This is a genomic window from Patescibacteria group bacterium (assembly GCA_041661505.1).
Lineage (GTDB): Bacteria > Patescibacteriota > Patescibacteriia > Patescibacteriales > JBAZCA01 > JBAZCA01.
Genome location: JBAZUF010000003.1, coordinates 1 through 22932 on the forward strand (window position 1 = coordinate 1; position 22932 = coordinate 22932).

Genomic DNA, 22932 nt, shown 5'->3' on the forward strand with positions numbered 1-22932 from the left:
CAGCTAAAGAGCCCAAGTGACTGTTTAACAAAAACACAGCTCCCTGCTAACTCGAAAGAGGATGTATAGGGGGTGATGCCTGGCCAGTGTCCGAACGTTAAGGCGAGGGGTGATACCGATTTATCGGAGGTAGCCTCGAACTGAAGCGCGGATGAACGCCGGCCGTAACTATAACGGTCCTAAGGTTGTGTAATTTTAGCCAAAAACTAAGATTATGCAAGGACTGGGACCGTTATAAAAAATTCGCTGCCTGGTTCTATAGAAATATAGAATTGTCCTAATAAATATCTGACTATATGCTGGAAACTCTGTGGGTAAAACCCTGTAGTATCGAGCGTTACTTTTATGATATAATGACAAGGTATAACTATTACTTGTCGAATATGCCAAAAAGTGAAAATGCGTCTCGTGCAGACAATCAGCAGGAAAGACTAATGACAATCGGTTGGATAATTGGTTTTGTAGATGGTGAAGGATGCTTTTCAATAAATTTTGTCAAGCAACCCGAAAGAAAAGAAAAAACAAGAATAAGAAGAGGCTACAAAACTGGTTTTCAGATTGCCCATGAATTCGCAGTAGTTCAAGGTGAAAAGAGCGTTGAAATCCTAAAGGGATTGCATAAATTTTTTAAGGTGGGCGGAGTCTATATAAATCGACGTTATGATAATCATAAGGAACATTTATACAGATATTCGGTCTGCAAAAGAGAAGATCTGCTCAATGTAATTATCCCTTTCTTCCAGAGATATGGATTAAGAACATCAAAAAAGAACGACTTTGAACTATTTGTTAAATGCATGAACATGATAAAAGATGGCAAGCATTTAACTAGAGACGGGGCAATAAAAATAGCTCTAAATTGTGAACAAATGAATCATAAGAGATCAAGAGCCGAAATCATTAGAATCCTCAGAAACCAAACGTCAGACTCCGCAAGAGCGCGGAGAAGATAGAGTTCTATCTGCATAGCGATATGCAGCCACGAAAGTGGACTTAGCAATTATTAATTACTAAGGAAAAGAGATTAGCGAAATTCCTTGTCGGGTAGACAAACAGGTCGGTATCGCAAAAGCGGTATTACTTGCCCGAATATACAGATGATGTATAGCACTTAGGAAATAAAATATTAAGTGTAAAACTTGGCCATATGCTGGAAACTCCGATGTATCTTTTTTGGGTAACCGAAAAAGTGCGGACAATCAGCAGGAAAGATCTCAAAGCATGGGAAATCCTCAGAGACTATACGCCAAGCTCCCAAACAGGCGGAGATGATATAGTCCGATCTCCATGGCGACATGGAGTCCTGAAAAATTGTTCAGGAGTAAAAACAAGCATCATGATGAAAAATCATCAAATGAAGTTCCGACCTGCACGAATGGCATAACAACTTGGGCACTGTCTCAACGAAGTACTCGGTGAAATTGCAAGACGAGTAAAGATGCTCGTTAATCGTAGCTGGACGAAAAGACCCCGTGAAGCTTTACTACAGCTTAGTATTGGATTAGGACTATTCATGTTCAGAATAGGCGGGAGATCATGCCGCAAGGCATGGTCACCAGTGAGATACCGCCCTTGGATATTCTTAATTCTAACCTTTGGCCGTGAATCCGGTCAGGGAACAGTGCTTGGCGGGTAGTTTGTCTGGGGCGGATGCCTCCTAAAGAGTAACGGAGGCGTTTACAAAGGTTGGCTATCCCGGAATGGAAACCCGGGAGATAGGGCAAAGCCTCAAGCCAGCTTTACTGCAAGACCCACAAGTCGAGCAGTCGCGAAAGCGGAACTTAGTGATCCGACCATTCAATATAGGATGGTGGAAGCTCATCGGATAAAAGCTACTCCGGGGATAACAGGCTAGTCTGGTCCAAGAGTCCACATCGACGACCAGGTTCGGCACCTCGATGTCGGTTCGTCGCATCCTGGGGGTGGAGAAGCTCCCAAGGGTTGGGCTGTTCGCCCATTAAAGCGGCACGCGAACTGGGTTCAGACCGTCGTAAGACAGGTCGGTCTCCTATCCACTATGATCGTGGAAATTTGAGAAGGCCCTTCCCTAGTACGAGAGGACCGGGAAGGACGAAGCTCTAGTGTGCCAGCTGCGCCACCAGGCGCATTGCTGGGTAGCTACCTTCGGTTTGGATAAGCGCTGAAAGCATCTAAGCGCGAAGCCGTCTTCAAGATTAGATTTCACAGGAAGGCGAGAGACTATCGCCTTGATAGGCTCTAGGTGTAAGCGCAGCAATGCGTTGAGCCGAGGAGTACTAATATTCCATCAGATTTTCCCACACTTTTGTTTCTGTACAATACAGATTCGGCAAAATTGTTTCTATAATTTGGTTTGTAATAAATTCTAGATTCCATCATCTTGGTGCTTCAAGAGAAAGGGCCACACCTGTTCCCATCCCGAACACAGAAGTTAAGCCTTTCATCGCCGATGGTACTTGGGGATTACCCCTGGAAGAGTAGGCCAGCGCCAGGATAATGGAATTTAGATAAACGCACTCTGCTTTAAGCAGGGTGTTTTTTTATTGTGGATAACTATTTATAATGTAGAGTTTAAGCATGACAGTTTGCTAAGATAAATTAGGCTAATATTATATAAAATAATGAAAGATATACAATTTTGCAGGAAAATAGTTGACAGATATTTTGGCTGGTGTATAATATAGTTAATTGAGCTTTTTCAATCTGTTCTTTTCCGAGGACAATAAAATGTCCTTAAGAAATTACCCTTGACGAAAGGAAACATTATGGATGCGACGGAAACGGCGTATGTTATGGGCTTGAACCCAGAGCCTAGAATAAAGAGGCTTGATGCGCTTTTTAAAAGATTCCCCGGGATTTCCGAGAAGTACGGGGCTATAATCAGCGCCTACACGCTATGCTGCGTCAACCGGGGAGTGCCTCCAAGCGCCTCAAAGGTGCATATGGTCATGCACTACCACAGCTGCAAAGACTGCCAAGCGGCAGTTGTGGATCTCCTCAGAAGGAAGAAAGAAGCCGACCTCTTGAAAAAAAGAGAGGGCAGTCATGGGTAAGCCAACAACCAAAGGGGAAAGAGCGACTGCCTTTCCCCGCCCCACTTGAATTCATATTCTTATCTGGAATGTGCATTGAAGCGGGTGTATAATTATTCCTATAATAAAGGGGAATAGATATTATGGATTTAACCATTTTAAAAAAGCTTGATCTCTCGGATAAAGAGATCAAAATTTATTTGAAGCTTTTAGAGCAGGGAGCTTTGTCTGTCCGCGTGTTATCAGAACTGACCGGCTTGAATCGGGGAACAGCTTATGATATTTTAAAACAATTGCAAGAGCTCGGGCTCGTTAGCTATTACCACCAGGATACCAAGCAAAAGTTCGTCGCCGAAGATCCGGAAAAACTGCTAAAATTGCTAAATAACAAGGAGGATAGGCTGCATGAAGCTAAAAAGAAAATAAAAGAGATAATTCCGGAGCTTAAGTCTTTGAAAGAAAAGGAAGGCGACCGGCCGGTAACGAAGTTCTACGAAGGAAAAGAAGGGGTAAAATCAATTCTGGAAGACGTTTTGGAAACTATGGGAGAGGCGAAGGAAAAAGAATATTATGTTTATTCATCCACCAAAGCCAGTGAAGCGATAAATAAAGCCTTTCCCGAATATACGAGAGAAAGGATAAAAAGAAAAATATTCGTAAAGGCAATATCTTTGGCCCAAGGCGGAAATATGCACGGTTTGGATGAACGCCGCTGGCTTAAGACTTCTGAAGACGCCGCCACTTTTATCATTATTTATGCCGGCAAATGCGCTTATATCTCAAGGGACATGAACGGAAATCCGGTAGGCGTAATTATCGAGAACCGGATGGTTTATGAAACGCAGAGAATTTTATTTTTCGAGCTTTGGGAAAGAATGAATATCAATTAACAATTGGCAATGTTCAATTATCAATTATGTTCGAGGATTTTGGGATAATTATTTTAGCCGCCGGGCAGGGAAAAAGGCTGGGGTGCACTGATAAGCCTAAAGTTCTTTTAGAAATCGGCGGGTGGCCAATGGTAAGCTATATTCTCGAAACATTAGAAAAGGGCGGAGTACCGAAAGAAAATATTTGTTTGGTAGTAGGACTCCAGGCTGAAAAGGTGAAAGAAAAATTAGGGCCGGGGTATATTTATGCAATGCAAGAAGAACAACTGGGAACGGCTCATGCGGCGCATACAGGGGAAGAAGCGTTAAGGGAGAATGTAAAAAATTTTTTGGTATTAAACGGCGATGATTCAGCTTTTTTGAAATTTGAAACCCTGGAAAAATTTGTTAGCTTTCATCTTGATTCCAAAAATGATTTGACGCTTTTGACCTGCGAGGTTGGCGACCCGTCGCTATTAGGAAGAGTGGCGAGAGATAAAATCGGAAAATTGAGAGCGGTTATTGAAAAGGAAAATTTAACTGCCGGCGTTGCGGACACTAATGAAGTAAGCAGCGGGATATATTGTTTTAAAAGAGAATGGTTCCGGAATGTTTTCCCCGATCTAAAACCGATTTTGAATCTAAATGAATACGGTTTGCCGTCGTTTATTGACGAGGCCGCGAAGCTTAAAGCAAAATTTGACGCTATGGCTATGGATAACCCTTCGGAATGGTTCGGAATCAATACGCCGGAACAGCTAAAAGAGGCGGATCGGCGAAAGACGGAGATAGCTAAAATATAAACAACCAGGATAAAAATTCAAAAAATAAATTTATTTTATGTGCGGAATAATCGGCTATTACGGCAAATCGGAAGCTTTGCCCATAATATTAAGCGGTCTAAAAAAACTTGAGTACCGGGGATATGATTCGGCCGGCGTCGCTATTATCGGCGAAAACGGAAAAGTATTCAGCTCTAAAGCCGTAGGAAAAATTAAAGAACTGGAAGAAAAAATAAATGGCGACAAAGAAATATTAACCTGTCAGCACTCTAAGGAAGGCCGGGCTCCGCACGTCCATGTCGGCATTGGCCATACGCGCTGGGCGACGCACGGCGTGCCGGCCGAGCGGAATGCCCACCCCCATACTGATTGCAAGGAAAATATCTGGGTGGTTCATAACGGCATAATCGAAAATTACCAGCAATTAAAGAAGAATCTGGAAAAGAAGGGCCATAAATTTGTTTCCGAAACCGATACCGAAGTTATCGCCCATCTTTTGGAAGACCTCTATAACGGAAATATAACCGAGACCCTGATGAGCGCGTTAAAACTTTTGAAAGGAACCTACGGATTGGTGGTTATGGACAAAAGAGAGCCTAAGAAGCTTCTGGCCGCCCGGCTGGGGTCGCCTTTAGTTATCGGGTTAGGCGAGGGCGAAACCATTTTCGCTTCTGACGTTTCAGTTATCCTCCGGTACACCAAGGAAGTTATTTACCTGGACGAAGGAGAAATCGCGGAAATTAACGGGACCGGGCTAAAGATATTTAATGCCGAGAGAAAAGAGGTTGATAAGAATATCAGCCAGGTCGAGTGGAATGTCGATCAGGCGGAAAAGCAAGGTTATCCGCATTTCATGCTAAAAGAAATTTTTGAGCAGGCCGAAGCGGTTAAGAACTCGATCCGCGGAAGATTTGTATTGGAAGAGGGGAAGGCGAAGTTGGGCGGACTGGAAGCGTCGGTTGAAAGGATCCGGCACATTGACCGGATTATGATCGTTGCCTGCGGAACCGCCCGCCAGGCCGGGCTAATCGGCGAATACATGTTTGAAGAATACGCCGGCATTCCAACCGAAGTGGATTATGCTTCGGAGTTCCGCTACCGAAAACCGATAATTAACGAAAAAACCGCTCTTTTAGCCATAAGCCAATCAGGAGAAACGGCAGACACTTTAGCGGCTATCCGCGAAGGAAAAGAAAAAGGAGCGCTTACTTTGGGAATCGTAAATGTTGTTGGGTCAACTATTGCCCGCGTTACCGACGCTGGAATATATAACCACATCGGGCCGGAAATCGCGGTTGCTTCAACCAAGGCTTTCACTTCCGAATTGGCTGTCTTGGCTTTGATGACCGTACTTCTTGGCCGGCAAAGGGATATGTCTTTAGTTACCGGCCAAAGAATTATTCAGGAACTCCAGGCTTTGCCGGAAAAGATAAATAAAGTATTGGCTTTAAGCGACCAGATAAAAGCGATCGCAAAGAAATATTCGAAATGTGATAATTTCGCGTTCTTAGGAAGAAAATACAACCACCCGGTAGCGAATGAAGCGGCTATAAAATTGAAAGAAATTTCCTATATCCACGCCGAAGGCTTTGCTTCCGGAGAAATGAAGCACGGACCAATCGCTCTTATTGACGCGGATTTCCCCAGCTTCTTTTTCGCTCCCCGGGATTCGGTTTATGAAAAAAATGTATCCAATATGGAAGAGATAAAAGCCCGGGGCGGAAAAATAATCGCTGTAACGACTGAAGGCAATGGCAAGCTCGAAGGCCTGGCGGATGATGTGATTTACATTCCCAAAACTCTGGAAATGCTCACGCCAATTTTGTCGGTAATTCCAGCCCAGCTTTTTGCCTACCATATGGCGATTATCCGGGGATGCGACGTTGACCGTCCGAGAAATCTGGCTAAGAGCGTAACTGTTGAATAATCTCATTCTATAAAAATGAAATAGATAAATATTTATTATAAAAACAAACTATGCCAATAAAAATCGACAGGGATAACTGTATAAAGTGCGGCGCCTGTGAACGGCTTTGCCCGGAATGCTTTAAACTTGATGAGGAAGATTTAGCCATGGTAATCAAAGATGCTCCGGCCGATGGGCTAAACGGCGCGGTAGAAGCTTGCCCAACCGGAGCCATAACTATCGAAGAATAAAAATCTACAATTGCCATAAAATACATCTTTTTAACGTTACTAGTTTGCCCCGAAGACGAGGGGCCGCCCATATAATTATGAAAAAATATTTTGGGACAGACGGAATAAGAGGAAAGGCGGGGGAGTATGCCATGAGCGAAGAAATGGGGATGCGGCTCGGAAAGGCAATGGTTGAATTTTGCCGGCAGCAGGGAAAAAAGCCAAAAGTATTAATCGGAAGGGATACCCGGGAATCAGGGGCGTTGCTTTCCCAGGCTGTGGTTGACGGTATTAGCCTTTCGGGCGGAGAGGCGGTTTTAGCCGGCATTATTCCTACCCCGGGAACGGCATTTTTGACCAAGGCCGGCGATTTTAGCCTGGGTTTGGTGATTTCCGCTTCCCATAACGACTGCACTTATAATGGCTTCAAGTTTTTTAATTCGGAAGGGGATAAATTAAATGATAAAGAAGAAGAAATAATTGAAGAATTGATCGACGCGCATGGCGGGCAAAGCAAGGGCGAAAGAAGATATGCCGGAGCCCGCAAGATGGAGGAGGCTTTAAAAAAATATGAGTCTGGGCTTTTAAGCGCTCTGCCGAAAAATTTTACTTTAAAGGGGTTAAAAATCGTTTTAGACTGCGCCGAGGGGGCGGCTTGCGAGATTGCCCCGCAGGTATTTAAAAAAATCGGCGCGGAAGTTATCGCCTGTTTTAACCAGCCGGATGGGAAAAACATAAACAGTAATTGCGGATCCCAGTTTCCGGAAAAAATGGCTGAAGAAGTCCTAAAAAATAAAGCGCACCTGGGCTTGGCTTTCGACGGCGACGGAGACAGGGTTATCGCGTCAGATGAGAAAGGCAGGATATTAAACGGCGACGAGCTTATATATATTTTTGCCAAAATGCTTAAAGAGAAAGGCGAGTTGGGAAGCGCCGTAGTAAGCACGGTGATGAGCAATCTTGGTTTTGCCAATGCTATAAAAAAAATGGGGGTTAAGCATGTTTATACCGGCGTAGGCGACCAGCGGGTATTTGAGAAAATGAAGGAAATCGGGGCAGTTTTGGGCGGCGAAGAATCCGGGCACATAATCTTTCGGAATTTTCTTTCCTCGGGCGACGGGATATTCTGCGGATTAAAATTGGCCGAAGCTATGGGCTATTTTAAAAAATCTTTGTCCTGTTTGGGAGAAGGCATTGTCTTTTACCCGAAAATATTAATAAACGCCAAAGTTAAATCAAAGCCGGAATTGTCAACCGTAGAGGAAATTGATAAAGTGATTAAAGAGGCGGAAGAACATTTCGGGGATAATGGCCGGGTGGTTGTCCGTTATTCGGGGACGGAAAGCTTATGCCGGATTATGATTGAAGGCGAGAACGAAAACGAGGTTAAGGGATACTCGGATAAAATCGCCAAAGTAATCGAGAGAGAATTAAATTAGGCGATGAATTGCATCATAGGATTAGCCAAGCATATGGAAATAAATAAAAAAGAAATCGGCGCCGAAGGGATTAAATTTTTCGCATGTGGCGCGGACGGAAAAGAAGTCGCCCGGGCGTATCTTTATTTAATGAAGAACGGCCTGCACAAAGAGCCTTTTGGCTATATGGAAGATGTTTATGTTGATGAGAGTTTAAGAGGCCAGGGAATCGGGACCGAGCTGGTTAATAAAGTTATTGAAACGGCCAAAGAAAAAAAATGCTATAAACTGTTCGCCACCAGCCGCTATGACCGGCCGAAAGTGCATGTGTTATACGAAAAAATAGGTTTTAAAGATTGGGGGAAAAATTTTAGGATGGTTTTTTAGGTGAATTGAGCCGCTGTTTTGCGGGCAGAATGGAAAACACGCTGACAAATTCCGGCAAAAGTCCGGTTTTTTTGTTGGTTAATTGCGGCTTAATAATCTATTGTTAGAGTCTTTAGACTTATGCAAGCGGTTATTTTAGCTTCGGACCCCTGCTTTGATTTAAAGCCGATTACTGACCATGTGCCAAAATCGTTAATACGGATCGGCACAAAAAAAATTATTGAGCACGCCTTAACCCAGCTTCCCGATCGGATTTCCGAGATCATTATTACGGTCGGGAATTTTGGCGATCAAATCATTGGCTACTGCGGCGGCTCCTATAATCAAAGGAGGATTGTTTACGTTAAGCAAAAAAAATTTTCTGGGGCGGCGGAAGCCTTGCAAGCCTGCAAGGAGGTTTTGGCAAACCGTTTTTTAGTCGTCCCGACTGATGGCATTTTTGCGAAGAAAGATCTGGATCACTGCCTTAATTATGACCAGTGCCTTTTGGCGCGGGAGGTTAAAGGCAAAACAGAAGGGGAAAGGATCATTTTAGACACAAATGGATATTTAAAAGGCGTTATCTCCGGAATCCACGCTAAAAACAAATCCCTTATGAGCACCGGGCTCGGCGTTCTGACGAGAGCCTTTTTTAACTACGCGCCCGCCTCAAAAGAAAAAAATTGCTTGAGCCTTTCCGGCACCTTGGCTCTGGCCGCCCGCCATTTTCCCATTCCGGTTTTGCGCTCGGAATATTATCTTTCAATCAAAGAGCTGTCTGAACTAAAGAGGGCGGAAAAGATTTTAAAGAACGGATTATCCAAAGATGGTTCTTGCTGATTTTTGGAGGCGGCCAGTCCTAAAGGCTATATCTCCCGCGCGCTGGAAACTCAACTTCTTTATTATTGCCATGAAAAGTAAGGGGTGATAAAGTTAAGCCATGGCCGGATCAATTCTAATCTATCTCACTATTTACGCTATTTTAGCCTTTGGAATTACCCGTTTTTTTATTCCCCACCTGGGTTCGGGCGATGTTCGCATTCCCGAAAAGCTTCCGTCGGGGATGGATGAAATAATTTCTGAAATGAAGGAGAAAGCTGAAAACGGCGCGCAATTTTTAGAACTAGCTTATGATTATTTAGGTTCTCGTTATCGCTCGGAGCGATTCAACACGTTTTTTAAATTCCACTATCTATTTTTTCCCCTGGAAAAAGTCTGGGCCAGTCCCGGGTTTATGCCTTGCACGCAGACTAATTTTTTACTCCGTATTTTTTTAGTGAAAAGCGGTTTTTTCAAAGACGAAGACATCCGGAGAAAGCATATTCCCGTAAATTTCGTCCCTCACCAGTATCTGGTAGTCAGGGTGGATGGCAAATGGATTAATGCAGATGCCGGGGAGAAACAAAGAGGCATGAAATTAGGAGAATATTTAAAATGGTTTGGATAAATACATTGAAGATGTAATTTAGACGATTATGAGAAAAATTTTAGATTTGCACATCCATTCTAAATATTCCCGGGCTTGCTCGAAAAATTTGACATTGGAAAATATTGGCGCCGCCTGCAGGACAAAGGGAATTGACGTAATCGCCACTGGAGATTTTACCCATCCGAAATGGTTTTTGGACATTAAAAATCAATTGGAGCCGTGCAGTGGAATGGCTGGGCGCAATATGCCGGACGGCACTCTGTATAAATTGAAGACGGCCGATGACGAAAAAGTAAAATTCATTTTATCGACCGAGCTCTCCTTGATTTATAAAGACGGCGGAAAAGCCCGCCGGATTCATGTTGTTCTTCACGCGCCCAATATCGAAGCTGTGGAAAAATTGAATTCGCACCTGGAAAAAAGCGGATATAACTTAAAAGCGGACGGACGGCCGATTCTCGGAATGAAAGCTCCGGATCTTGTGAAGCTTTGCCTTTCGATTGATCCCATGTTTTTAATTTATCCGGCCCATATTTGGACGCCCTGGTTCTCGGTTTTTGGCTCCAAATCCGGCTTTGATTCGATGGAAGAATGTTTTCATGAACAAATCGAACATATTTACGGGCTGGAAACCGGATTATCAAGCGACCCGGAAATGAACTGGCGGCTTTCGGCTCTGGATAAACTGACGATCATTTCCAATTCGGACGCCCACAGCCTGCCGAATCTTGCCCGCGAAGCCAACATTATGGAGTCGGATGATTTAAGCTATGGCGAGATTTACGAAGCGATTAAGAAGAAGGATCTGGCAAAATGGAAAGGAACAATCGAGTTTTACCCAGAAGAAGGCATGTATCACTACGATGGCCATCGCGAACATAACACCCGCTTTACGCCGGCGGAAACGAAAAAAAATAAAGGCATTTGCCCGGTTTGTAAAAAGCCTTTGACTATCGGCGTTTTGTATCGGGTTGACCAATTGGCTGACCGGCCGGAAGGCTTTAAGCCGAAAGGAGCGGCGCCGTTCATAAAACTGGTTGAGCTCGACAAAATTATCGCCGAAAGCCTTGGAATAAAGTCACGAAGTTCGGTAAAAGTGCAGGAGGAATACAAAAACATGATAGCGGCCGGCGGAACAGAAGTAAAGATACTGCTTGACCTGCCGATTGAAGAAATAAAAAAATTTACCAGAGCTGAAATTGCCGAAGGGATAAGGCGGGTGCGCGCCGGCGAATTGAAGATTGAGCCCGGATACGACGGAGAATACGGGGTTGTAAAAATTTTTGGCGAAGGCGAAAGGCCGAAAACCCGGCAGGGAAAAATGTTTTAATCGAAGATAATTTTCACTATTTCCGCCTGGGTAAAAATTCGAAGCGGCGGACCCCAAGTGCCGGCGCCGGATGAAGTGTAAAGAGAGAAGTTTCCATCCTTACGCAAGCCATAATCCATGCCCTTGTAGATAAGGCGGGTAATGATATTGGCCGGAAAAACTTGGCCGCCGTGAGTATGGCCGGACAGCATAAGGCTAACTCCGGCTTTTTTTATTTCTCCGAGATAGCGGGGCATTGGGTCATGATAAAGAAGGATTGAGGGGCCGCTGTTTTTTAATGAAGCAAAGATTGGCGCCATTTCTTTAATTAAACCTTCGGCCGGGTAGGCGATGCCGATTAATTGCACCCCGCTTACTTCGACCGACTCGTCATTTAAGATTTTAACCGGAGTCTTTGAAAGCGCTTCTTCGACTTGGCTCAAACCGGAATAAGATTCATGGTTGCCGGTTACAAAATAGATTCCCCATGGCGCATGCAAGCCGTTTAAAGGTTTTGCCAGCTCATCAAAATTACGGGTTGAGCCGTCAAAAAGATCGCCGGTTATAAAAATAAGATCCGGCTTTTGTTCGTTTGCGATTTTCACGATTTTTTCTAAAAACGCCGCACCGTTTATAGCTCCTAAATGGGTATCGGAAATCTGGATGGCGGTTTTTCCTTTCCATTCCGCGGGCAAGCCCGGTATTTCAACACTTATGGTTTTAAGCTTGAGGTCGGTTGCGTTCCAAGCGCCGTAAATTGCGATTACTAATGATAAGACTGTAAGAATTGTTCCCAAGGCAAAGGTGTTTATTCCTACGCCAGCTTGCCGGGACGCGAATATCACAAGCCAGCCTAAAATAACCGCCAAAAACAAGTAAAGAGCCAGGCCAATCCAAAAGGCCGAGATATAATAAAGACTGTTTAAAAATGCGCCATTTTTCCAGTGCAGGATTGCCGATAGGGCGATAAAACTGATAGATAAAATGAAGAGTGCGGCGTAAACGAAGATTTGATGCGAGTCCGAACTAATGCCGAAGAATTTAATAAAAGAGAAGCCGACGAAAAAATGCCCGCCGAAAAGCACTAAGGAAAACAGGGTTAAGATAATTATGGCCGTCATCATAAATATTGCCTAATTAATTTCAGATTAGCCTTTCTCCATTAAGATTTTAAAAAGATAGGTTGCTTATAGTCTACTAAGGATGCATGTAAAACACAATCCGCGCTCTCCAGGCTCAAAAATTACGAAGGATTTTTGGATAGATGTGGAGGTTGGGGTTATGTTAATGTTCAGGTACTAATTTTTTCTGCCAGTTTTCTCTTTTAACAAATTATGATAAAATTTGTGCATGAGCTATCGGAGGGAACTCATATTAACAATTTTATTTTTTGTTTTATCTCTTTTTTCTTTAATGGCTAAGGCCGAAACGCCGTCGCCGGATATTTTTATAAACGAAATTGCCTGGATGGGGACCGGATCCAGCACCTCGGACGACGAGTGGATGGAATTGAAAAATACTACCGGCCAGGAAATAGATTTATCCGGCTGGACATTGGAAGCGATAACCAGCCTGTCTAAACGGCCGAAAATTAAATTAAACGGGAAGATAGCCCCAGGCGGCTATTTTTTGTTGGAGCGAACTGATGACGGCACTCTGCCGAATCTGCTGGCGGATCAGATTTACAGCGGATTACTGGGGGACGGCGGGGAAACCCTTGAATTAAAAGATGCCAGCGGAAGCATTGTTGACAGGATTGACGCTTCTTCAGGCTGGCCGGCCGGTGAATCAAGTACGAGAAAAACCATGGAGCGAAAAGACCAGGCCGCCTGGGAAACCAGCCTGGCCGCGGGCGGAACGCCAAAGGCTAAAAATAGCTGTATTGATAATTCAAATGGCCAGCCGCCAGCTGAAAATCCGCCGCCGCCAGTAGCCGATTCTGACGACCCAACAAACGACACCGCGACCAGCACTCCGGCCAGCCCAAATCAAGGAACTGCCGGAGCTCCTCTCCCGGATACAGTCCGGCTGGGCGATGTGGTCATTAACGAATTGGTAAGCGATCCGGAAGACGGGGACGAGTGGGTGGAATTATATAACACCACATCCCGGGAGCGGGATTTGGGCGGCTGGACCATAGAAGACGGAAGCGGCGCTAAAACCGCCCTGGAGGGAAAAATATCAAGCGAAGGAAAGGATAAATATTTGGTAATTGAAAAGCCCAAAGGGAATTTAAACAACAAGGGAGATATAGTAATTTTGCGCGACCAGGACGGCAATTTAATCGACCAGGCCGCTTATGGGGATTGGAATGACGGCGACAAGGATAATAACGCGCCAGCGGCCGGTGATCCCTATTCGATAGCGAGAAAAATTGACGGCTTCAATTCTTTTAATAACTTAAATGATTTTGAAACAACAAAAAAGATTACTAAAGGAACAAGTAATATTATTGAACATCCGGAAGAGGGCGGGATTTCGGGAACCGGCAGTTTGTGCGCCAATCTATTAATTACGGAAATTTTACCTGACCCGGTTGGCGAAGACGCCGAAGAATTTATTGAAATTTTTAACGCAAGCGATAAGGTGATTGATTTGGCTGGCTGGCGGATTGAAGATGAAGGCAAAAATAGCTATGTTTTCAAGGCGGACGCGGAAAAAAATATAATCCAGCCTGGCGCGTATTATATTCTTAAAAGGAACCTTGGAAAAATCGCCTTAAACAACGATTCGGACAGCTTGAAGATTTATGAGCCGCAAAAAGAAACGGCTTGCAGGACGGTAAAATACGAAAAGGCCATTGAAGGCGGGAGCTATAGCTATGATTTGAAGGATAAAAACTGGGCCTGGTCAGAAATAATGACGCCGGGAAAAGAGAATATAATAAAAAAATATAATTCACCCCCTTTGGTCGATTTTAATTTGCCGAAAAATATCTATACCGGCTTGCCGATGAAATTCGACAGTTCGGATACGATTGATGCGGATGATGACCAGCTAAAATTTCTTTGGGATTTCGGGGATGGAGAAAAAAATATTTTAGCCGGCCCCGAGCACGCTTACCTTAAGGCCGGAAGCTTCAGGGTTAAGCTTTCGGTTTCTGACGGGAAAGCGACTTCGACTAAAGAAAGGGTGGTTAAGGTGGTAAATAAAGAAGAAAAAATAGCCGAAGAAAAAATACCGATAACTTTATCCGAAAACCAAACCAGCCTTACCGGCGTTAAAATAAATGAAATTTTTCCCAACCCGGCAGGGGATGATTCAGAGGGAGAATTTATCGAATTTTGGAATGATGGAGGAGAGCGGGCCAATCTATTAAACTGGATTGTCCGCGACGCAAGCGCGACTGGCCGTTACCAGTTTAAAGACGATTTTTGGATTGAGCCGGACGGATTTTTTTCTTTGAAGCGGGTGGAAAGCGGATTGGCCCTAAATAATGACGCGGACAAAGTCCGGTTGTTTAATGATTCGGAAAAACTAATTGAAGAAGTTTCTTATGATAATGTTCTTGAAGGGGGCTCCTACGCCCGGGGCGAAAACGGCAAATGGTTTTGGACAACCAGGGCAACCCCGGGAAAGAAAAATGTTATTTCGGTCGCGCAAATTAAAGACAAGAATTTGGGGATCGCGGGAAGCGTGAAAGGCGTAAAAATTCCGCCGTCAAAAGATTATAATTTTTTGGAATTAAAAAAGGCGGCCCAAGCCGATGTCGGCGAAAGAATAAAAACTCGGGGGGTGGTAGCCGTCCCTCCGGGAATTCTGGGCGCTCAATTTTTTTATATTGTCGAAGAAGAAAAGTCCGGCAGTCCGGATGTCGCGGCTAGCGGACAAAAAAGAATCCCGGAGTTAATTAAGAAGGCGCGGGCCCAGGAGGCAAATACGGCAAAAATCGGCGCCATCCAGGTTTACAATTATAAAAAAGAATTTCCCGGGTTGCGCCTGGGGGATCTAATTGAAGTTTCCGGCGAAATATCCGAATCCGCCGGCGAAAAAAGAATAAAAACTTCGGCGAAAGATGATTTGGCGGTTTTAAGCCATGGAAAAACTGCCACAGTGGCAGAGATAAGTTCAACCCAAATCGGAGACGAGCCTTCCGGCCAGCTTATAAAAATTTCCGGTGAAATCACAAAAAAGAGCGGCTCGACTTTTTATATTGACGACGGCAACGGCGAAGTAATCGGTTATGTAAAAAAGGGAACCGGAATTAAACTGGCGGCTATAAAAGAAGGGGACCAGATTGAATTGACCGGAATCCTTAATCGGACCGAATCCGGGACAAAAGTTTTTCCCCGGTACCAAAGCGATATTATAAAAATCGAAAATAGCGCGGCTGACGGATCGGGAGTAGAGGTAGTCGGGGAAATCCCTCCTGGGAGCGAGTGGGAGCTAGCCAGCCGAGACCGGAAGCTGGAGCAATTTAAATATATTTTAATGATTGCCGGCGCTCTAATCGCCGGGCTTGTCGCGTGGCTCGTAAAATTGGCAAGAAAGCAGTGAGAGAATGTTAACTGTCGAACTATTAGCTGGACAGATACAAGACATTGATTTTTTTTCTAATTTAAAGCATAATGCTAGCTAAGGCAAAAACAATAGCCGACTTAATAGTCGGCTATTGCGCTCTATAAGTCCAAAATTGAAAGGAGGAAAAGTAAGATCTTTAAACAACAGGGGATAGACAATAGCCTTGGGCATACGTTATGCCCAAGATTGAATTGAATTTTTTCGAAGACGAAAGGATAACGAAATGGATTTTTTTTCCGAACGGGAAAGGATCGTTGACATCATCGCTAACCAGCTCGGGGTCGATAAGGAAATTGTCACCCCGGAGGCAAGCATAGTGGATGACCTTGGGGCTGATTCGCTTGATGTCGTGGAACTCGTAATGGCCCTGGAAGAGGCCTTCGATACTGAAATTCCGGACGACGATGCGGAGAAAATCCGTTACGTCCAGGACATCTTTGACTACCTGGAAAAGAGATTAGCGGCCTGAAAAAGCCGCTGAACTCTATCAATGGCAACCAGCAGACACCTCATCTGTGCGCCGCCCCCTCGGCGCCTAACGTGCCTCGCCCTCCCGCCCGTCTTAGGGCGCGGCACACAACCCGGACCTGTCGCTTTCTCCCTCCTCGCGATAGGTCCCTTTTTTTTGAGTCAGATTGATGATATAATTAATTTGAGCTAACTAATAAGCTGTATTTTAATTATGGCCAGGCGCGGAAGAAAGAAAAAACTGATTAGCCGCCTTTATACCCCTATTTTGCCGTCAATGGACCTTGATCCGGCAACCAAAAGGGGTATTTATATTATCATTGTCCTGGCTTTGGGCGCCATCGGCCTTTTGAGTCTTTTTGACCTGGCCGGGAGCCTGGGAATTTATTATGCCAAAGGCCTTACTTATGTTTTTGGCTGGGGAAAATTCATTTTGCCCATAGCCTTGCTCGGTTTAGGCTACCTCTTGTATGCTTCGGAAAAATACTACATCCGCGGCTCGAATTACCTTGGACTTTTTATATTTATAATCTCCATCCAAGCCATGTTCCAGTTTTTTGTTTCCGAAAGCGAGTGGAAATTCGCTCTGGATGAAGGCCGGGGAGGAGGATACTTGGGCTATTTCCTGGCCGGGGGGCTGGTTAAGGTGCTTGGGCTTTGGGCGTCAATAATTTTAGTTTTGTGCCTGATTGCTATTTCCCTGCTCCTTCTTTTTGATACGACTCTAGCTTCGCTCGTTGGTTCAGAAAGTATATTTGCTAAAATCGGAGCGGCTTTTAATAAGGCCATAGCTTTTGTCTTAAGGAGAAAGGCAAAAGGCGAAGACGCGCCAGAAGACGAGGGCGAGGAGGAATCGGAAGAACCGATCGACGAATCAGAAGCGGTAACGGCTTCAGAGTTTAGTTCAAGAAAAATTTTTCCGGCCGGTGAACCGAAGAAAAAAGAAGAGGAGAAGACCTGGAAGCCGAGCCACGTAAAAATTGATCTGCCTTTAGGACTTTTATCGGATAAAATATCCAAGCCGACGGCGGGCGACATAAAATTTAATGCCGAAACTATCGAGCGGACGTTAAAAAATTTCGGGATTGAAGTAGCGATGGGCGAAATATCGGTCGGGCCGACGGTTACCCAATATACTTTTAAGCCGGCCGAGGGAATTAAGCTTTCTAAAATCACTACTTTGGGTAATGACCTGGCTTTGGCTTTAGCCGCCCATCCGATAAGAATTGAGGCGCCGATACCGGGAAAATCTTTGGTTGGCGTCGAAGTGCCAAATCAAACCAAAGCCATTGTCGGACTGCGCCAAGTTCTCGAAAGCAAGGAATTTAAAGGCCGTAAATCAAACATCTATATCTCCTTGGGAAAAGACGTGTCGGGCAAGCCTTGGGTTTATGATATTGCTAAAATGCCCCATCTTTTAGTTGCCGGCGCTACCAATTCCGGAAAGTCAGTATGCTTGAATTCGATTATTGTAAGCCTTCTATACCAAAATAGTCCGGATGATCTCCGTTTCATCATGGTCGATCCTAAAAGAGTCGAGTTGCCGATCTATAATGGAATCTCGCATCTCTTAACGCCGGTAATCACTGACGTAGATAAAACCATTAATGCCTTAAAATGGTGTTTAAACGAAATGGACCGGCGTTTTGACATCCTGTCCAAATGCGGGAAAAGAAATATTCAATCCTATAACGAAACCGCCGCCGGCAACGGAAAATCAAACGGAAAAGCTGGAATGGAAAAAATGCCCTACATTATTTTCATTATCGACGAATTGGCGGATTTGATGGTGGCTTCAGCCCGCGAAGTTGAAGGGGCGGTAATCCGCTTGGCCCAGATGGCCCGGGCAGTCGGCATCCACCTGGTTTTAGCGACGCAAAGGCCGAGCGTTGACGTTATTACTGGACTAATCAAAGCCAATATGCCGGCTCGCGTCGCGTTTTCGGTAGCATCGAGCGTCGACTCAAGGACAATTTTGGATTCTTTGGGCGCGGAAAAACTATTAGGGTCCGGGGATATGCTATTTATCACCGCCGAACTCTCAAAGCCCAAGCGCATCCAGGGAGCGTTCGTATCCGACCATGAAATAAAAAGGATCGTCCGGTATATAAAAGAAAACGGCGGGGAGGCCAACTATATTGACGGAATAACTGAAAGACAAAAAGTAAAAGGAATGGGCGCGGCCGGTTATGATTCAGGATCTTCGGATGATGATTCGCTATTGGAAGAAGCTAAAGAGATAGTAATTAATATGGGCCGGGCCTCAACTTCGCTTTTGCAAAGGAGGCTTTCGGTCGGTTATTCCCGGGCGGCCAAATTAATTGACATGCTGGAAGAAGCCGGAGTAGTTGGTCCGGCTAACGGCTCAAAGCCAAGAGAGATTTTAGTTTCCAAAGACCAGTATGAAGGTTTGATAAACCAGGGAGTGTCAGGCGTTTCACTCCACAACCGGGATGAAGCCCAGGCTCCGGATGCATATCTGCCTGGCGGGGACGAGGATGGTGAGGATGATGGAGCTTCCGAGAATGAAGACGAATATGACGAAGAAGATTCGGATGAGGCGAACGATGCGAATAATAAAACGCCGAGCGGCAAGCCCGGTAAAAAAATGCATTATTCCGAAGAACAGATAAAAGAAGTTGATGATTTACATGAAGATGATGAGGAGGAAGAAGATGTTTTGGAAAAAATATCCAAAAATTCCAAAGCGGTTAAGAGGGAAACGGCGGTTAAAGTGGAAGGGCCTGCGCCCTCTAACCTTGAGAATGGCCCGCCATCAAGCGATGATGACGAGGATGATGGCATGTATTTTGCCAAATAGTATATTGCTAAGGCTGCATAAAAAACGTATACTAAATATAGTCATTATTCAATAATCAAAACATATGGCCAATGAACAAGAAAAAGGGGGAAAGCCACCGATTGAAGAAAAAGGCGGAGTTGGGAATGAACTGACTCCTGATGAGAAAGTTTTGTCAGAAGTAACCGACGATCAGTTCCATGCGATGATGAATGATGCCGTATTAGGAAAAATAGATCCGAAAGTTATAAAAGATAATGAAGAAATATTTAAAAAGCCTTCGAAAAAACGAAATCAGCCAAAAAACCAGGGAGCGGCTGAAGGACCTGGAGTTACCGGCGCAGACGGGGAAATAGTTTTGGGAACATCTGAATCTCCTGAAGAAGCTTTAAAAAGGCAGATTAAAGAAGGGGTTATTTATGATTCCTCGGAAGGATTGACTGCCGAAGACATGGATAAAGCGGAAGAAGATTATGCGCGGGCGGAAAAAGAGCCGGGCGAAGAAGATTTAATTGATGAGACTAGAGAATATGATCCTGAAAATAAAGAGGTCGTGCATTTGGGCGAGATTGACGCAACTGAAGATAATAAAGAGGATAGGAGCGGGAAAACTTATGCCGAGAGGACGGGAGGGAAAAGGTTGAGAAAAAAAGAAAGAGGATATGAGGAAAGGGAGTTTGACAAGGGAAGCAGAATGCAGAGGGCGGATATTTTAAGTAAAGATCAGACTAATATTTTGGATGAGTCGAAAATTTATGCTGACAGCCCCCATCGCGGCGTTGAGGCGGCGGCCAAAAAGGTGTATGGTTCAGACGTGGAAACAATAAAATCTAAAGCTGGTCCGATGGAAAGATTAAAAATTTTTGCCGCAGAAAAGCTTGGAATTGGTTCGGTATCAGAAAAAGTAGGCGAAGCCGCCAAAAGGATAATAAAAGAAGAATTAGAGACAGCCAAATTAACCGTTGGAGTCCAATTAAGAGCGCAAAAAGAAGCTCTAACTCAACATAAAGCTGATTCGGAAAAAAGTTTAAAGGCCGTAAGAGAGCTTGGTGATGACGGCCTGTCCGCGAAATCCATAGCTGAAGCGGAAACTAGAGCGGCTCAAAGTAATGAGCAGCTGGTAAAAGAAGTGGAAGCGGCAAAAAGGGCGCTTGAAAGCAAAATCGGCCGGATAAGGGATTCGTATATTGAAGAACAAGAGGATTTAAAGGTTGCTTTGGAAGATTATACCGGCGTTTATGAAACTGCCTCTAAAGAAAAAGACCAGCTCACTTCATCAATCGGAAAATATGAGGCTGTGTTGACAACCTCGAAAGATCTGGCGCTTAATGCTGAAATAAATAATAAATTAAAAGAGCTTAGGTGGAGCTTGGAGCAGGTTGTAGAAGATATGGCCAAAACGAAGATGAGGCTGGACGCGGTAAAAGCCAATAAGGCTGAAATTGATAAGGTAGTGGCGGAGATAAATAAGATCGGAAAGACCGATGAGGAATTGAAAAAAGAAGAGGACGAAAAGAAAAAGTTGGATAAAGAAGAAAGAAAAAGAAAGTTCGACGAATTTAGAGAAAAAGTTTTTGGCAAAGAGGCGGAAGAGGGCAAGGGCGGAGAGGAAAAAAAGTCCGGCGAAAAAGGTGGAAAAACAACTGAAGGATGGCAGGAAGATGAAGACATAGAAGCTGGAGAAAAAAAACAAACACCACCGTCATCTGAATCGGGTGAAACTAAACAGACCGGGGGTGGCAAAGAACCGGCTGGTGAAAAAAAGACCAGCCAAAACGAAGAAAGTGTGGGAGGTCAAGAGGGAGAGAATGTAAGAGCAGGGGAGGGGAAAAAATTAGAAGCAGGACCGCTAAAGCCCAGGCCGATAAAAGAATGGTTTCAGATGTTTAAAATAACCAACATCAAAAATCCCAAGGATAGGCAGGCAAGGAACGATTCCTTTGCCGATAAGGATGGGGATTTTGGCTATGATACAGTTATGAGCGAAGAGGACGCGAAAAACCGTTTGATTAAATTTAATATGAAAAGAGGAGGTAAGATGAGAAAGAGTAAGCATGAAGCTGAAAGGGATGTAGTAAATTTAATTAAAAGGCTAAGAGAGGAAAAAAAGAGTTAACATTATTGGAATAATTTTTTATGACAGAAGCTAAAGATAAAAAAATTCTCAAAGATTTGGAGAAGGAAGCGAAAAAGGCTTTAGGGGCGGTAAAAAGCATAAAAGCTCGGCTGGCGGCGGCGGATTTAAAGTTTGGCAGGGCAATGCTAAAAAGAGATATAAGGAATATAAAAACCGCCAGGCAGATAATAAAATCTCGGGTGAAATGAGCGAAAGAACCAGTCTCTTTTCGATTGACAATCCTGCCTGATTTGCTATATTTAAAGTAGGGTATTTACCTGCTTTTTTATTGATAATTTATACTTTTCCATATAATTTTTAAGGCATAAAATCGGACTTATGTACATAACCTGGCTGGGGCACTCTTGTTTTAAAATCCAAGATAAAACCACTTCGGACGCGATCACTATCGTTACCGATCCTTTTGATAAGGAAACCGGCTATAAAGTCCCGCATATTGAAGCTGATATTGTTACCGTGTCGCATGACCATCATGACCATAGCAATATTGAAGCCTTGCGCGGAAAACCGTTTGTAATCAAATCGGCCGGCGAGTATGACGCCAAAGGAGTTTCGATTGAAGGGATTGATGCCTATCATGACGATAAAGAAGGGGCCGAGCGTGGCGGAAATATTATCTATTGGATCGAGATGGACGGCATCGCCATCGTGCATTTAGGCGATCTCGGGCAGGTCTTGACCGATAAACAGAGGGAGAAAATCGCCAAGTGCGATATATTAATGATACCGGTTGGAGGAAAGTATACGCTGGACGCGAATAAGGCCATTGAAGTAATTAATTTGATTGAGCCGCGGATTGTAATCCCCATGCATTACCGCACTCCTGAATCAAACATCAAGGATATTGAAGGAGTGGATAAATTCGTCAAAGGCTTGGGGATTAAGCCGCGCTATGAAGAGAAGCTGAAAGTCGGGAAAAAAGATTTGCCCCAGGACGATATGGAACTGGTTATTTTAAAAGTTTAGCTTCCGCTACCTGTTTTTACTTTTGGTATGAAAAGTCTGCCCAAGAGGGCTGGATGGGGGCTTGAAAATTGCCAATTTTCAATTTAACAATTTATTATGCCAAGGAGGAAAAAAGAGGGAGAAAAAAAGGCCGCTAAATCAAAACGCGAGCCGGGGAAGCCGAAAAAAAGCTTTATTAAAGTAAATCTGATTAATGTAAAAAAGAAAGCCGAGCGGGAAAATGAAGAGCGCCTGGTGAATTTGCGGGAGAAAGAAGCCGAAAATTTCCAAAATGAGACTGAGAATTACGAAAAGGTGGAGAGAAGCAAACGGCTGGTGATGTGGAGCGGAGTGTCTTTTTTTATGCTGGTAATAGTTGTCGTTTGGTTTTTTAACATCCGGTCGGTTTTTCAGGTTTCTTCCAGCTCGCAAAGTAATTTTGACTGGAACGCGATATCAAATGACGTAAGCAAGTCAATGGAAGAAGCGAAAAAAGGCTTTGAGGAGATAAAAAAAGCCAGCGAGATGGCATCGACTTCTCCTTCTTCGCTCGAAAATAGCGCGCCAACCGCAAGTTCTACTCCTGCTACTTTGCCGAAAGAGGAGACAAGCGCCGTTGCCACCTCAAGCCCGGACGAGGCCGGGCAAGCTGATTTAAAAGAGCTAAAGAAAAGAATTGATGAGCTGGAGCAAAAATTAAAGTAGGCGGGTGCAGTAAAAAGTTAAGTTTTTAGATGGAGG

The 22932-nt window shown here is 44.3% G+C and carries 18 protein-coding genes and 2 rRNA genes; 19 read left to right on the forward strand and 1 reads right to left on the reverse strand.

The genetic code is table 11. The annotated features are described in order from the left end of the window. The 12 genes from WC715_03530 to WC715_03585 form a co-directional block, all read left to right on the forward strand. Positions 1 to 2280, forward strand: a 23S ribosomal RNA gene (locus tag WC715_03530); the annotation flags it as partial. 78 nt (positions 2281 to 2358) lie between these two features. After that, positions 2359 to 2473: ribosomal RNA gene (gene rrf / locus WC715_03535) — 5S ribosomal RNA — on the forward strand. Positions 2474 to 2744: 271 nt separating this feature from the next. After that, positions 2745 to 3032 (forward strand): hypothetical protein, encoded by a 288-nt coding sequence (locus WC715_03540; protein MFA6171490.1) that lies wholly within the window; start codon positions 2745 to 2747, stop codon positions 3030 to 3032. Between the two features lie 122 nt (positions 3033 to 3154). Continuing rightward, a complete protein-coding gene (locus tag WC715_03545; GenBank protein ID MFA6171491.1) occupies positions 3155 to 3901 on the forward strand; it encodes a helix-turn-helix domain-containing protein in 747 nt (248 codons plus the stop codon). 26 nt (positions 3902 to 3927) lie between these two features. Further along, the gene (locus tag WC715_03550; protein ID MFA6171492.1) at positions 3928 to 4683 is read left to right on the forward strand and encodes a sugar phosphate nucleotidyltransferase; all 756 of its coding nucleotides are present in this window, start codon (positions 3928 to 3930) and stop codon (positions 4681 to 4683) included. A 37-nt stretch (positions 4684 to 4720) separates the two neighbouring features. Beyond that, complete coding sequence (gene glmS, locus WC715_03555) at positions 4721 to 6589, forward strand: glutamine--fructose-6-phosphate transaminase (isomerizing) (GenBank protein MFA6171493.1); 1869 nt, start codon at positions 4721 to 4723, stop codon at positions 6587 to 6589. A 50-nt stretch (positions 6590 to 6639) separates the two neighbouring features. Then, positions 6640 to 6819, forward strand: coding sequence for a ferredoxin (locus WC715_03560; GenBank protein ID MFA6171494.1), 180 nt, complete (start codon positions 6640 to 6642; stop codon positions 6817 to 6819). 77 nt (positions 6820 to 6896) lie between these two features. Further along, on the forward strand, positions 6897 to 8237 hold the full coding sequence (gene glmM / locus WC715_03565) for a phosphoglucosamine mutase (protein MFA6171495.1): 1341 nt from the start codon (positions 6897 to 6899) through the stop codon (positions 8235 to 8237). A gap of 33 nt (positions 8238 to 8270) precedes the next feature. Beyond that, a complete protein-coding gene (locus WC715_03570; protein ID MFA6171496.1) occupies positions 8271 to 8603 on the forward strand; it encodes a GNAT family N-acetyltransferase in 333 nt (110 codons plus the stop codon). A 120-nt stretch (positions 8604 to 8723) separates the two neighbouring features. Next, a complete protein-coding gene (locus tag WC715_03575; GenBank protein MFA6171497.1) occupies positions 8724 to 9422 on the forward strand; it encodes a sugar phosphate nucleotidyltransferase in 699 nt (232 codons plus the stop codon). A gap of 100 nt (positions 9423 to 9522) precedes the next feature. Continuing rightward, the gene (locus tag WC715_03580; GenBank protein ID MFA6171498.1) at positions 9523 to 10029 is read left to right on the forward strand and encodes a hypothetical protein; all 507 of its coding nucleotides are present in this window, start codon (positions 9523 to 9525) and stop codon (positions 10027 to 10029) included. Positions 10030 to 10057: 28 nt separating this feature from the next. Further along, entirely contained in the window at positions 10058 to 11341 is a 1284-nt protein-coding gene (locus WC715_03585) for an endonuclease Q family protein (protein ID MFA6171499.1), read from the forward strand. Here the strand turns inward: WC715_03585 and WC715_03590 are convergent. After that, a complete protein-coding gene (locus WC715_03590) occupies positions 11338 to 12444 on the reverse strand; it encodes a metallophosphoesterase (protein ID MFA6171500.1) in 1107 nt (368 codons plus the stop codon). The genes WC715_03585 and WC715_03590 overlap by 4 nt on opposite strands. Positions 12445 to 12670: 226 nt before the next feature. On the opposite strand from WC715_03590, the gene WC715_03595 reads away from it, so the two are divergent. From WC715_03595 to WC715_03625, 7 genes are all read left to right on the forward strand, one after another. After that, a complete protein-coding gene (locus WC715_03595) occupies positions 12671 to 15817 on the forward strand; it encodes a lamin tail domain-containing protein (GenBank protein MFA6171501.1) in 3147 nt (1048 codons plus the stop codon). A gap of 247 nt (positions 15818 to 16064) precedes the next feature. Continuing rightward, positions 16065 to 16310, forward strand: coding sequence for an acyl carrier protein (gene acpP / locus WC715_03600; GenBank protein ID MFA6171502.1), 246 nt, complete (start codon positions 16065 to 16067; stop codon positions 16308 to 16310). A gap of 213 nt (positions 16311 to 16523) precedes the next feature. Beyond that, positions 16524 to 19130: a DNA translocase FtsK 4TM domain-containing protein gene (locus WC715_03605; protein ID MFA6171503.1), complete on the forward strand. Its 2607-nt coding sequence runs from the start codon at positions 16524 to 16526 to the stop codon at positions 19128 to 19130. Positions 19131 to 19194: 64 nt separating this feature from the next. Further along, the gene (locus WC715_03610) at positions 19195 to 21225 is read left to right on the forward strand and encodes a hypothetical protein (GenBank protein MFA6171504.1); all 2031 of its coding nucleotides are present in this window, start codon (positions 19195 to 19197) and stop codon (positions 21223 to 21225) included. Between the two features lie 20 nt (positions 21226 to 21245). After that, a complete protein-coding gene (locus tag WC715_03615; protein MFA6171505.1) occupies positions 21246 to 21434 on the forward strand; it encodes a hypothetical protein in 189 nt (62 codons plus the stop codon). A gap of 130 nt (positions 21435 to 21564) precedes the next feature. Further along, complete coding sequence (locus WC715_03620) at positions 21565 to 22212, forward strand: MBL fold metallo-hydrolase (GenBank protein MFA6171506.1); 648 nt, start codon at positions 21565 to 21567, stop codon at positions 22210 to 22212. Positions 22213 to 22308: 96 nt separating this feature from the next. Next, positions 22309 to 22896, forward strand: coding sequence for a hypothetical protein (locus WC715_03625; GenBank protein ID MFA6171507.1), 588 nt, complete (start codon positions 22309 to 22311; stop codon positions 22894 to 22896). Positions 22897 to 22932: the final 36 nt, after the last annotated feature.

What these genes read in the sequence shown, in the direction of transcription:
- WC715_03550 (MFA6171492.1), top strand. Translation starts at nt 3,928, where the DNA reads ATGTTCGAGGATTTTGGGATAATTATTTTAGCCGCCGGGCAGGGAAAA.
- WC715_03560 (MFA6171494.1), top strand. Translation starts at nt 6,640, where the DNA reads ATGCCAATAAAAATCGACAGGGATAACTGTATAAAGTGCGGCGCCTGT.
- WC715_03605 (MFA6171503.1), top strand. Translation starts at nt 16,524, where the DNA reads ATGGCCAGGCGCGGAAGAAAGAAAAAACTGATTAGCCGCCTTTATACC.
- glmS (MFA6171493.1), top strand. Translation starts at nt 4,721, where the DNA reads ATGTGCGGAATAATCGGCTATTACGGCAAATCGGAAGCTTTGCCCATA.
- WC715_03545 (MFA6171491.1), top strand. Translation starts at nt 3,155, where the DNA reads ATGGATTTAACCATTTTAAAAAAGCTTGATCTCTCGGATAAAGAGATC.
- WC715_03590 (MFA6171500.1), bottom strand. Translation starts at nt 12,444, where the DNA reads ATGATGACGGCCATAATTATCTTAACCCTGTTTTCCTTAGTGCTTTTC.
- WC715_03620 (MFA6171506.1), top strand. Translation starts at nt 21,565, where the DNA reads ATGTACATAACCTGGCTGGGGCACTCTTGTTTTAAAATCCAAGATAAA.
- WC715_03540 (MFA6171490.1), top strand. Translation starts at nt 2,745, where the DNA reads ATGGATGCGACGGAAACGGCGTATGTTATGGGCTTGAACCCAGAGCCT.
- glmM (MFA6171495.1), top strand. Translation starts at nt 6,897, where the DNA reads ATGAAAAAATATTTTGGGACAGACGGAATAAGAGGAAAGGCGGGGGAG.
- acpP (MFA6171502.1), top strand. Translation starts at nt 16,065, where the DNA reads ATGGATTTTTTTTCCGAACGGGAAAGGATCGTTGACATCATCGCTAAC.
- WC715_03580 (MFA6171498.1), top strand. Translation starts at nt 9,523, where the DNA reads ATGGCCGGATCAATTCTAATCTATCTCACTATTTACGCTATTTTAGCC.
- WC715_03615 (MFA6171505.1), top strand. Translation starts at nt 21,246, where the DNA reads ATGACAGAAGCTAAAGATAAAAAAATTCTCAAAGATTTGGAGAAGGAA.
- WC715_03610 (MFA6171504.1), top strand. Translation starts at nt 19,195, where the DNA reads ATGGCCAATGAACAAGAAAAAGGGGGAAAGCCACCGATTGAAGAAAAA.
- WC715_03595 (MFA6171501.1), top strand. Translation starts at nt 12,671, where the DNA reads ATGAGCTATCGGAGGGAACTCATATTAACAATTTTATTTTTTGTTTTA.
- WC715_03570 (MFA6171496.1), top strand. Translation starts at nt 8,271, where the DNA reads ATGGAAATAAATAAAAAAGAAATCGGCGCCGAAGGGATTAAATTTTTC.
- WC715_03575 (MFA6171497.1), top strand. Translation starts at nt 8,724, where the DNA reads ATGCAAGCGGTTATTTTAGCTTCGGACCCCTGCTTTGATTTAAAGCCG.
- WC715_03585 (MFA6171499.1), top strand. Translation starts at nt 10,058, where the DNA reads ATGAGAAAAATTTTAGATTTGCACATCCATTCTAAATATTCCCGGGCT.
- WC715_03625 (MFA6171507.1), top strand. Translation starts at nt 22,309, where the DNA reads ATGCCAAGGAGGAAAAAAGAGGGAGAAAAAAAGGCCGCTAAATCAAAA.